The 12,431-nt window shown below is 58.6% G+C and carries 5 protein-coding genes and 1 tRNA gene; all 6 read right to left on the bottom strand.

Annotated elements, in window-relative coordinates; genetic code table 11:
• Window positions 1–319 precede the first annotated feature (319 nt).
• Window positions 320–1,984 carry a hypothetical protein gene (locus tag HHJ18_RS14480; RefSeq protein ID WP_296916383.1) on the bottom strand — a complete coding sequence of 555 codons (1,665 nt, stop codon included), beginning with the start codon at window positions 1,982–1,984 and terminating at the stop codon, window positions 320–322.
• Between the two features lie 81 nt (window positions 1,985–2,065).
• Window positions 2,066–4,912: a DUF499 domain-containing protein gene (locus tag HHJ18_RS14475; protein ID WP_296916381.1), complete on the bottom strand. Its 2,847-nt coding sequence runs from the start codon at window positions 4,910–4,912 to the stop codon at window positions 2,066–2,068.
• Window positions 4,913–4,926: 14 nt separating this feature from the next.
• Entirely contained in the window at window positions 4,927–7,887 is a 2,961-nt protein-coding gene (locus tag HHJ18_RS14470) for a DUF1156 domain-containing protein (RefSeq protein ID WP_296916379.1), read from the bottom strand.
• Between the two features lie 6 nt (window positions 7,888–7,893).
• Complete coding sequence (locus tag HHJ18_RS14465) at window positions 7,894–8,508, bottom strand: DUF4145 domain-containing protein (RefSeq protein ID WP_296916377.1); 615 nt, start codon at window positions 8,506–8,508, stop codon at window positions 7,894–7,896.
• Between the two features lie 68 nt (window positions 8,509–8,576).
• Window positions 8,577–12,149, bottom strand: coding sequence for a helicase-related protein (locus HHJ18_RS14460; RefSeq protein WP_296916375.1), 3,573 nt, complete (start codon window positions 12,147–12,149; stop codon window positions 8,577–8,579).
• A gap of 179 nt (window positions 12,150–12,328) precedes the next feature.
• A tRNA-His gene (locus HHJ18_RS14455) sits at window positions 12,329–12,404 on the bottom strand.
• Window positions 12,405–12,431 lie beyond the last annotated feature (27 nt).

Genomic DNA, 12,431 nt, shown 5'->3' with positions numbered 1-12,431 from the left:
TGGTAATTGTCGAAGCATCAATCGACGATTACCTGCCTCAGTACTGCAAGGTCACCGCTGCTGGCTACTTCTTGTCCGACAAGGCTGACCCTTTGATGGGCAGCGTAATCACTTGACAGGGTTTGAGCAAGTACGGAGCCGGTGGCGTGTAAGTCCCCAATTGCGGAAACGGCTGCCCGTTGGGCATCAATGGCGGCCTGTCCCGTCTGGCTTGGGTCAGGTCCGTTATCAGGCAGATTTCGACTTTGCGATCGTCGGGGTATGTGCGATTGGGTGCGTTTTTATTGTAGGTCGTGCCTGACTTCCGGCACCTGCGCCATCAACCCCAGGCCGGAAACCCCGCAGTCAAAACACCCCGCCGCATTTCAGCGGACAACCTGACCCCATGCACCTCGTACAGCTGCTCATGCGCGCCATCCGGTACAAAATGTCTTGCATCCTCCAGTGTCGGTGCCGTCCACAATAGTTCGTTTTCCGGCGTGTAAACCTCGTACCCGTTTTCAGAATGTTTGATGCTGAAGTTGGCAGGTACAAACACCCCCAGCATCTCGCACAATCCACCATACGGTTTGATCATCCGGTTGACCTCGCGCGGCAGGGTGCGGTCATACAACTCGGTCAGTCCGGTTGCGCCCACGCCCTTATACCGGGTTACTTGGTGCGCGCCACGTGTCCAGGCGACGGCATCGTAGCCCTGATGGGCGGCGTGCAGCAAAACCAGCTTCATTGCCAGGGCAGACCATTCCTTGAGGAATGGGGGGCACTCGGCGGCATCCGGCCTCATGTCTCCGGCGCTAATTGCCCGGCGCGCGTCTTGAGCCCAGTCGCTTTGTATTTCCTGCAGCAGAAGTACTCGTTCTCCATCAGCCCCTTCACGCAGGTCGCAGCGAACATGCGCCAGCACGTTGCGCACATTGAAATGCCTAGAGAAGTAACTGGCAGGGTAATGCGGCAAGGTAATCAGCCACTCCCGATATTCATCGCCGCCGGTCCATGCATAGCTGCTCCAGCGTCCCAAGGCTAAGCGTTTGGGAAAGCGGAGTTTTGCATCATTGGCAGCAAGCGCCTCAGCCGACTCCGCCGTGAATAGCAGATTTTGATTCCTCTCATTGCTAACCACCCGTCCGTCATGCGCCACGGCCTGCCAGTGACTTTCCGGTCCCCATAGCGCCTGGTGTTCCACTTCCTCAATCCGATAGCCCAAGATCGGATCAAATTCGACTGCAGTGCGTGTCTGCCCCGCTTGCGCCTTGGGTAGCTTCTTGGCGCGCTTTACATTCCGTGCGGGCGTTGAGGTAAAACGCAACTGCCGCTTCGCATCATTCAGGACGGGTATCACGGAGAATCGCAAGCGCGCAAAGATACACAGGCTCGCCATCTGCGCCGCCGTGGCTTGCTCGCCAGTGTCATTTAGATCAAGCAATTCAGCAGTCACATTGGAATGTTCTATTTCTGCAGCCCGTAGCCCTTTTTTCTGAAAATTCTCAATAGTGCTCATCCATTGCTGGGCGGCGGCTTTGGTCTTGCCCATGCTCTGGAGGCGACGCCGCAGTGTGCTGAATACAAACGGCACGCCAAAAACATCTTCTGTTTGAGCTGGCGGTAAAAAGTTGTGATGCTGATTGCGCGTAGCCTGTCGAATTGAACACAAGTTGAGATGCTGCTCCACCATCGCCACAAAAGCTTTTACCTCGGGCGAGCCGATAATTTCGGACGCGTCGGTGAGGTCGGCCGAGATTCGACGCGTGCGCGGGCCGCCAGCAATAAATTCGGCCAAGGTGAATCCAGCGAGTGAAAAAATGCCCCGGTTAATCCGCACTACGTCGATAAACGCCGTAGGACTAATTGACACTTGCCGCGTGCTGATGGCTTGCCCGAATACATTGATCTGGCCTAGCTCCGTGTGCTCCCACAGGCGGCGTGCGGACAGCCCATAGTCATCGCCCGCAACTCTCAGCTCCAGCGTTTCAGCGCCCAGTGTCACGATGCCGCGCCTATCCAGACGGACGTATCACTCATCCAACGCCGGCTTCGCACAGGTATCCGGTTGATCCCCCGCTCCCCATCATTCACCATCCTCAAACTCAGCGTTGTTGAACCGCAGCACATTGCAGTTTTCTTTCACGGCGCGCTGTAACCCATCATCGAAGCCGACAGCCGACTCGGCCTGAATTTCAATGGCAATCTTGACCTTTACCCCAGGGCGAGCCGTAAATTGCAGGATCACTTCGTCAACGAGATCGGCGAACTGTTTTTTGGCCAGAATCGCATCAAGTTCGATGCTGCCGTAGAACTGCTTCTTGAGGGACGGAACAGGTTTGGCATCGGTAAACGCAGTGCCAGAGGGCTCAGCGTCCTCAGCACGATGCGGCTTGAACACATCTCCGGCAGCATAAGCTGATAACTTTGGTCGCGCCGCATCTTCAGCGGCACGTTGCAGATTGGCATATTCAGCGGCAGTCACAGGCTCTATCAGCAAAAGCTCGGCGTCGAGAATTAACGTCGTGCGCTGGTCAAAGCTGAACCCGACATAGCGGTCATCGTCCTTGCCTTGTGCAAAGCCAAAAAAGTCCTTGCTCTCCGTACCCATCGCCATGGTGTGTTGAAACGCCGTGTCGTCCTTGAGGCGCGGCAAATAGAGCTGCTGGCAGCTTTGCTGCCACACATTCAGCGCGCTGACCTGTTTGACATCGTCTTTCCAGAACCAGTCCCGCAAAACCTTGGCCAGGTGTATAGGCGCCCACTGATTGATCAACAGTTCGTTCTCTGTCAAGACGCGCTCAATTTCTTGAGACAGGTTGGGCGCGCCGGCGTTGACCTGGAAGTGCTCCCACTGAATGTCGGACAAGCCCTTGCCGGGTTTCGCTTCCTGCATGGGCGCCAGCAACCATTTGTATGTTTCGCGCACCATTCGACGCAAGGCGTCATTGGCATCGTCCAAACTGGCACTCGCTTGCCGCGACTGGTACTGATCCAGATTGAGCTTCATTTCCTTGATGTCGCTCACGATGGATTGCCACGCCAGGGTAGAGCGCACTTGGTCCTTCAGGCGGTTCACGCTGTCAAAGTCGGCCGCCAGAAAAATCAAACGGTTTTGCTTGAAGCGCGGCTGGTCGCCACGGTTCTTCAAAATGCTCGCTGCATGGGTGATGGCCAGACTCTGGCCGCTACGGCTGAAAGCTGCGTCCGGCGGCAGCACGACCAGCCGCAGTTGGAAATCGTCTGGCACGTCGCCGCTGGCGGTGAAGATGTGGGTGCCTCCAAACACGCCTGATGCAAAGCTGCGCTGCATGCGATCACGGATGGCCGGGAAAACATCTTCCTTGTCCTGAAAGCGGCGCTTGCGGTCTTCCATTTCCCGGCGCAGGTTCGGACGGGTGTCAAACCAGAAACGGTTGTTGCCGCTGTTCAGGTAGTGCAGGCGGTCGCCCAGGCGGCGCAGCGCGTCCTTGTAGATGCCGACCTGCTGGCCCGGCTGGGCCACGCCCAACACAATCCGCTCCAGTTCCAGGCCACGCACCATCTGGGCGGTGGTGGTGGGCGCACTCCCCAAAAAAATCGTCCGCGCCGCACGGCGACACGCTTGCACGCTGCCAAGGCGGGTGTCGCGGTTTTCAATCTCGGTAGTTTCGGCGCGCTCGCCATCCACATCGCGTTCAACCACCGGATCCCAGCCCTGCGGCAGGTAGTAAATCAAGTCGTTGCGCGTTTCTGCATCCTGCAGCGGAAAGCTGCCCGGCATGATGAGCGGGTCTTTGTCGTTGTCTTTCCACAGGCGGTGAATCACCTTGGCCATCAGTTTGAGTACACCCCGGGTGCGCTGAAAGTTATCCAAGGTGGACCAATCTTCATACAACCGGTCAAACACTTCCGGGTGAATCGGGTAGGCGTGCATCAGGCGGTCGAAATAGCGGCTTTCCTGCGTCTCGCGCGGCAGGTCGGCACCGTTTGCCGTGTAGAAATCGGCAAAAGCCCGGCACACCGATTCGGCAGCCAGTTTGTCATTGATGCTACTGAACAAACGGCGACGCACGATCTCAAACGCCTCCTCGGTGCCCACCGGTTTCCACAGCGCCTGAATCCGCCCAAAGTAGTGCGACAGCGAAGCCAGCGCATTGACACCGCGCTGGCCGCCCGCCTCTTTGTCTGACTCTGGCAACGAAGCCAGAAGCACGGCCGTGGGCACGGCTTTCAGCGCCTCGGTCAGCGCCTGCACAAAGCTGAGGTTGGAATCAAAACTGCCACCTGTCAGCGTCTTGCCCTCTTCAAACTGGCGCACGTAAGCCACCAGCTCGTCGAGCAAAATAACGCACGGCGCATAGCGGCTCAGCAGTGTTTCCAATACCGCCTTGCCGGGCGATGTGCCCGAGGTATCTGCATCCGCCACCAGCGCATAACCCTCGGCCTTGCCCAATTGCCACGCCAGATCGCCCCACAGGGTGCAAATGACTTGCTTGACATCGCCGTCCACGCGCAGCACCGGCTGATTAGGCGACAGCTTGATGCCGTCCAGCACCGCAATGCGCACGCGCGGCAGTTCCGTTACCCCGGCAGCATCCAAAATGGCAGGCACACCGGCCAAGTCAATGGCCAGGGCTTCGCCCCCGGCCCGGTTCACCAGATGATAGACCGCCAGCATGGTGTGCGTCTTGCCGCCGCCGAATGCGGTTTGCAACTGAATGACCGGGTCGCCTCCTTTGCCCGACAAGCGCTTGACTACCGAGTCGAGCAATAAACGCATGCCCTCGGTGATAAAGGTGCGCTGGAAAAACAGCGCCGGGTTTTGGTATTCCGGCGTCGCCGTGCCATCGTGGACACGGGACAAATCGGCGGCGAACTCGGCTTGCTGGAAAGTGCCCTTCAGGACATCTTCATGCGGAACGGCGATTTCGCGCCAGGGTTTGAGGCTCATGTTCTGCTCTCCCATTAAATTTCGAGTTGCGTTTGCGAACCGACAACGCCTGCTTCGCTGGATGCTTGTTCAATGCTGGTCCACGCCGTCACCAGCTCGTTGTAAGCCCGTGCGTCTTCGGCCCAGCTTTTGCGCTCGCACAGGGTGTAGAGGCGGTAGGCCAGGGCGCGCATCGGCTCGGCGCGCTCGGGCATGCGGGCCAGCAAGCCGCCGGCCGCCGATTCGCCGTCTTGGTTGAGGGCGCGGATCAGCTGGTGCAGTGATTCCCATACCGGCGTGCGGGCATCCTGCTCAGGTGCCCAGTCCTTGGCCAGTTCAGCCCAGCGCATCAGGCGCAAGCTTCCTGCGCTGCTGGCCACCACGCCGGACTCCACCAAACCACCCACGCTGGTGCCCTTGGCGCGTGCCAACACGTCGGCATCACCAAACTTGCCGGTGGCCCAACCTTGCTGGTCGAACCAAGCCAGGCAAAACTGGGTGTCGTGGTCGAAGTCGTCTTCGGCAAAAAAGCGGTTGATGAGTTGCAGCGCGGTGCGCACGCTCATGGGCTTGCCGTCGGCTTCCAGCACGGCGGTGTACTGGCTGAAGATGGCCATGCCGGGGCCGATGATGGCCTGACTCAAGTCCACCGGGGCGACGGGTGAATTGACGCCGCCACGTGTCATGTCCAGCAGGGCCTCGGGCAGTGCGGAATTGAGTTCGCGGATGAATTCACGGCGGCTGATGGTGGGGGCGTCTGCGGCGCGCTGGCGGCAGACCAGTACGATGCTGGAGGCCAAGGCGTTGGTACCGGAGCCAATCATGCGGTTGCCCAGTTCAGTGCGCATGGGCCAGGTGCCTGTGAGGGCGAAGCCGGCGCGCAAAACGGCTTCCAGAAATGTCACCCAACCGGTGCTGTGGGTGCCGCCGTCGTCCTGGGTGTCAGACTGCTTGAAGGCGTAATAAATGGTGACCGGGAAGGCAGGGTGCGCCTGTTCAGCCAGGTTGTGCATGGCTTGCGTCATGCCGTCCAGAAAAAAGGTTTCCGCTTGAGTCTTACCACCATGCCGGTAGGGGGAGGCTACTAGCTCTTCGACCTTAGGTACGGCCAGCGTTGCATAGAGCGAAGGAAGAATAGGACGCAGACTTTTGCGCAGCCAGACATAAAAATAATCAGACAGATCGGCGTAACCAATGTTGTCGTAGTAAGGTGGATCGGTGGAAACAACTTTTCCGGCGCTGATGGACTGAGTTTGAGCATCGGCCTGTACTGCCCCGCCATACTTTGGATTCAGGACAAATGTTTTCGCTATCACCTCTGACATCAATGTCACTTGGCGAAAGAAATTTCCGCTCGAATCTGAAAGCGGATTTCCTTCAGCGAAATCCCACGTCATCGGTAACGCTTGCCGTCCAAATGTTGCTCGGATTTTCTGATGTGCTGCACCGTTATGCCAAGTACATACAGAAGATGCGTTGTCGGAAAACTTACCGACAGCCATTGCCAAATACACCCCCACAGCCTCTGCATATGCCGTGGCACCATTGCCTCCGGCATTCAGTTCCTGACCATCGTCGGCCATGCCTGCGGCCAGCGCATCGGCGCGGACACGGGAAATGGCTTCGGGCACCAGGTCCGAAAATGTGGTTAGTGCGACTAGCTGCCGGGGAGTGAAGAGATCGCCGAACTTTGTTAGTCCATAAAGCGGCGTGAACATTGAGCGTTTGTCTGGGGGAATGTCTGTTTCGGGTCTCCATTCAGGATAGACTTTCGCTGCAATTTCCTCTTGCTCCGTCGTAGGGGCGATATAGATGCGGCTACGTACCCCTTCAGTCACAACGGCCATAAGTCGCTGTTTCAAACGACCAGCTATTCCTTCGGCCTTGATAAACGCTGGTTCAATGGGAGTGTCTGACATGATGCAGCGAAAATTAGCCCCACGTGCCAGCTTTGTTCCTTTCTCGGCACTCTCCGGCGGCGTACCCGTACGCACCTCAAAGTGGTAGCCGTCGCCATCCACTACTGGATGCACATAAGTTTCTTTCCCCTCTTTTTTTGAAAGAATAAAAGTGCTAGCCAACGGCACGTCCACATGGCTGAAAGCCGGGTTGGGGCTTTTCACCGTGCGCGCCCACAGCCAAGCAATCACGGTGAGCTTCTGGCCCGTTTGCAGGCCCGCCAAGCCGGTGTTGTGGAGATTGTCAGAGTCATTTTGGCCGCTGTCCCTCGTGGAACGCGCGTTGGCGGCTATCAATTCAGGAGTGACTTCAATCTGTGGGTACAGGTGACCAATGCGCTGTTGCGCCTCGCCGCGCATCCACGCGCCATAGCGGCGCACGTCTTCGGCCAGGCCTTGCGCACCCTGCCACTGTTTGTTAAACATCTCCTGGCTGGCCTTGCCTTTGAGTTCGGGCGCAGGCCCCACCGGTGAACGACCCGCAAACTTCGGTGGAATCTCGATCATCGCCTTGTTGATGGTCACGGCCACCGGGTTCAAGTCGCTGGCATAACTCTCCAGCCCCAGGCGCTGGGCTTCCAATGGCAAGGCACCACCACCGGCAAACGGGTCGTGAAAGGCGGGCAGCTTGTCGGGGTTGAACAGCTCGGCAGCCTGCGGGTGCGCCTTGTTCAGCTCACAGGTCTCGCGCCAACTGCGCACAATCTCGGCGCGGGCGGCGTTCAGCACTACCTCGTTGTTGGTGTTCTCCCACAGCACCAGGTCTTCAATGATTTTGAACAGGCGCTCGCGCTCAATCGCGGCCTTCTCCTTGTTCATGCCGCGCCGGAATCCGCCACCCTGCTCAAAACCAGGGTCATTGACCATCTGGGCGAAGATGACGGCACGCGCTGCGGCAAGCGGGCGACGTGCCCACCACAGGTGCAGCGTGCTGGGGTGGCCGTGGCGGATGGATTTTTCGCGGGCGCAGGCGATGTTGATGGCATCCAGTGGGAGCGCGACTTCGATGAGTTTTTTTGGGGTTTTGATGGGGGGCATAGTCTTTTAGCCGTTCTTCTTGGCTGCGCTCGCTCGTTCCCTTTGCGGGGTCGTCGATTTGAGTGCCTGCGCCGGCTCAGCAAGCAATTCGTTGTGAATAAGGTTTTCGACGATGTCGATAACGACGTTGATATCGTTAGCGCTGGGACAGTGGCCGCGATGCGCCGACGCGTGTCCAGCGTCAACCGCGGCATCGATGATTTCCTTATTTCTCTCGCTGATGAGTCCCTTTTCAACCAGCTTCTTTAGTCCTTTGCCGAAGTCGCCTTGGTCACCAACACTTCGCGTGATAACTGCATCTATCAGCGCGCGAGCACCCATCATTGCGAGCCTGCGGCTGTCCGCGTGAAGCGCTACGTAAATCTCATCCAGCAATCCCGCGTATTCGCTGGGTACGTCAAGCCTGTCTACCCACGCGGGTTTGCGCCGCGATACCCGGGGCGGAAAGTAAGTGCCGGGATTTCGCCCATCCATCGGATGGTCTTCAGAACACCATTCAGTGCGGCACAAACTTACGTCTTCACACCCTCTGCACTCAAGCATCGAATACGTTTTCGACCAACGGACTTCAATTCCCTGGTACGGGTCAACCACCTCCGAGTCGTGGTGGGTACGCTCCATGACGACTTCGTGCTTTGTGTCATGACCGCACTTGTTGCAGTGGGCGCGAACGATCTTCGGTTGCGCGCTCATCGCAGCCCCCCTTGCGGCCGCTCCGCTCTGGCGAGTAGCTGATCGAGCTCCATATTGATGCTGGTGACCGCCCAATCCGGTTCTTGCGTGAAGGGCTTGGTCACGTAGAACGGACCCTCAAACTGATCACCGTCGACCAAAACGATGGCCAGGATGAATTTGTCCTGCTGGTTCAGCCCGTAGAGAATCTCGTTGCGGGTAACGGTGACCGTGCTGCTGCCTTTGGCTCGACCCTTGACCTCAATGTGGCGCGAGGGCGGCAACTTGCCGTCTACCGCTTTGGGCAGGCTGGTCACGTCCCAGCCGCACTTTTGGGCGGACACGTCGATGACCTCATGGCCCAGAGCACGCTCGGCGTTCATAACGGCGTGCATGGCCGCCCACTCGATGCGGGATCTAGCGTCGGCATCAGCCGTCCACACTGCGGCCGACTCCGGCACACCTGCACGTTGGGCCAGCAGGCCTGCGGGGATGACCAAGGCACCACCGGCAATAAGGGGCGTGGCCGAGATGACGTGGCGCATGGCCAACAGTTCCTTTTCTCGCGATTCGCGGCGGGCCGTCAGGTCGTCAATGGTGCGGCGGACGTTCTCCAGGGGCAGGCGCACGTCCTTGCCTGCGGCCATGTCGTCCGAGAGCTTGATGTAGCGGTCCGACCAGTAGTTGATCTCCTTGACCAGTCGCTCGTGGACGGCGGCCAGCGTCTTGTCAACATGTTTCTCGCGGCGCTGGCGCACCTCGTCAAAGTGCTCAGGCACGATGTGGGTGGAGGCGTGCGCCAGCGCGAGCTGTTCCAGGTTTTGTGCATCGGTGCCGTTGAGCCATGGCGCGGCAAACACGTCCTGGATCAGTGCCAGATCGGCCGCGCTGATTTTCTCCATATCCAAATGCGGTGCCCAGCCTGCGTTGATGGCGCCGCCCTGCGGGTCGATCTCCACAAACTGCATGCGGCGGGACACGACTTGTGTCGGGTCGCCTCCTTCTTTGACAGAGTGGTCGATGATGAACATGACCTTGGGGGTGATGCCCATATCGCCGGGGTCCACCAGCACCGCGCCTTGCTTGAGCTTGTTGCGGTGCTGCTCCAGCACGAGGTCGGTCACCGATTGCATGAGCGGGTGGGCTGGGTGCATCAGGCTGGCCATGGGGCTGCCTGCGCGTTCGAGCAGGCGGACGTATTGCTTCTCAAAGCAAACCCGTTCGTAGCGCCGCAGCACGGTGTCGGCGTTGCGGCGGTCACGCCCGGTGATTTGCCTGTCGCGTTCACGGATATTGGCGGGAACGTGGGTAATCTCGTAGCGGCCCTGCTCGCGCGGGCGCAGTTCGCCGCCGAGTTGCTGGAAGGCCTGGTTGAAAAAGGCGCGAATGAAGTAGGGTTGCAGCTTGCGAGCCTCGGCTTTTTCCAGTTCTTCCTTGACGGCAAACAGACGCTCGATGCTCATCACCTCTTCGCACAAGGCGTTGCGCTGGATGATGTGTTCAAGGTGGGCGGTGTCGAGTGCGCCTTCGATTTTGCGCATGAGGCGTGAGCGGACTTCGGGGTCTTCACCGTAGCGGATGGCCTCAATCAGCAGGTCTTTGAGGCTCTTGTCCTCAAACACCTCGCCGAGGATGTCGAACACGCGGCCACCCAAGGCTTCGCGCTCGACTTCAAGCTTTTCAAACAGGCGCTGGAAAACATCACCCTCGCGAGTTTCGGAAGCGACCATGTTCCACAAATGGCATACCTCGGTTTGACCGATGCGGTGGATGCGGCCAAAGCGCTGCTCCAGGCGATTTGGGTTCCAGGGCAGGTCGTAATTGACCATCAGGTTGGCGTTTTGCAAGTTGACGCCTTCGCCTGCTGCGTCGGTGGCCAGCAACACCCGCGTGGCCGGGTCGTTGCGGAACAGCTCTTGCACCTTGCGACGCTCTTCCCGCTTGACGCCGCCGTGAATCATGGTCACAGCGTCTTCATTGCCTATGAGCCCGCGGATTTTTATGGCCAGGTAACTCAGCGTGTCGCGGTGCTCGGTGAAAATGATGATCTTGCGCTGGCGGCCACTGTCTTCGCGCATGGCAGGTGATTGCAGCAGGCTGGACAGTTCGTCCCACTTGCGGTCCTGGCCGGAGTGGACAAGCTTCCTGGCCTGTTCTTCCAGGTCGGCCAAGATAATAATTTCGGCCTCAAGCTCTTGAATGGTCTGTGCGGCGGTGGCTTGGTCCACCACGGTTTCTTCAAAATTCTCGTAATCGTCGGGAGAGAGTGCGTCGGCGGATTCCCAGATGTCTTCTGGTGCGCCGTTGACGTTGAACGTCTCTGCCAATGAATGGCTTGCCGACGATCCACGCGCTTGCCCGCGCTGCTGCAGTTTTTCGTCTTCTACGCGACGCTTGAGCTTGTTGCAGCGGCGTTTGAGCGACTGGTAAATGGCCTCCGGGCTGGAGGCGAGGCGACGCTGCAGGGCGGTTAGGGCAAACCCGACCGTGCCTTTGCGCTGGCCGTCCAGTTTGTCGGCCCGGTTCATTTCTTCTTTGACGTAGTCGGTGACCGCCGCGTACAGCTCCGCTTCCGATGGGGAAAGTTTGTAATTGGCGGTGATGGCGCGCCGGTCTGGGAACAGCTTGGTGCCGTCAAAGCGCAGCATGTCTTCCTTGACCGTGCGGCGCATCAGATCGGTGACATCCACCTTGTGCGCACCGTCGCGGAACTTACCGAAAAAGCGGTCGGAGTCCAGCAGCGACATGAACAGCTGAAAGTCTTCTTCCTTGCCGTTGTGGGGCGTGGCCGTCATCAGCAGAAAGTGGCGCGTAACGGAGCCCAGTAGCTCACCCAGCTGAAAGCGCTTGGTTTTTTTGACCTGGTTGCCAAAGTAGCTGGCCGACAGTTTGTGCGCCTCATCGACCACGATCAAATCCCAATGGGAGAGTCGCAGCTTGTCTTGCAGGTCTGTATTGCGGGAGAGTTGGTCTACCCGGGCGACCATCAGGTCGATATCGTCAAAGGGGTTGCCAGAACGCGATGCTTCGACCTGCTCACGCGAAAACAGCGTGAAAGACAGGCCGAATTTCTCGAACATTTCGTCCTGCCACTGCTCGACCAGACTGCCGGGCGCGACGATCAGCACGCGCTTGGCGTCGGCCCGCATCAGCAATTCGCGAATCAGCAGGCCGGCCATGATGGTTTTGCCTGCGCCCGGATCATCTGCCAACACGTAGCGCAGGGGCTGGCGCGGCAGCATCGATTCGTAAACGGCGGTGATCTGGTGCGGCAGCGGCTCCACGTTGGAAGTGTGGACGGCCATCATCGGATCGAACAAATGCGCCAAGTTGATGCGGTAGGCCTCGACCGCCAGCTTGAACTCCTCGCCCGGCGCATCAAACGCCCAAGGGCGGCCGGCCTCGGCCAAAGACAACTTGGCCTCGTCGGCGCGAAACAGCATCCGCTCCAGCAGTTTGCCGTCTGAGGTCTTGTAGTAAACGGTGAGGGCGTTGTCGCCGACGGGCTCCGTGGTGACGATGCGCACCACTTGTCCGGGTTCGATACCGGAGATAACAGCGCTGTTTTTGATGTCTTCCAGCTTCAGCATTTTTTTGGCCCTCCCCTAAGCCTCGTACCCCGGCCCAAGCTCGAGGGCGTTCACGCAATACGCCGACCGGACACTTTTTACTGTCTGGAATTTGGGCAAGTTGCCTACAGATTGCCTACAACCCACCAAAACAAAAAAAGCCTGCTATCTTTTCAGTAGCAGGCTTTCGTTTATCTATATGGGGTGGCTGATGGGGCTCGAACCCACGACAACAGGAATCACAATCCTGGACTCTACCAACTGAGCTACAGCCACCGAGGAACCAATTATAGCGTCAAGCTG

Source organism: Polaromonas sp., assembly GCF_012927455.1.
Classification (GTDB): domain Bacteria; phylum Pseudomonadota; class Gammaproteobacteria; order Burkholderiales; family Burkholderiaceae_C; genus Polaromonas.
The sequence above is the reverse complement of the archived record's forward strand: the minus strand, read 5'-3'. Positions and strand labels throughout refer to the sequence as shown.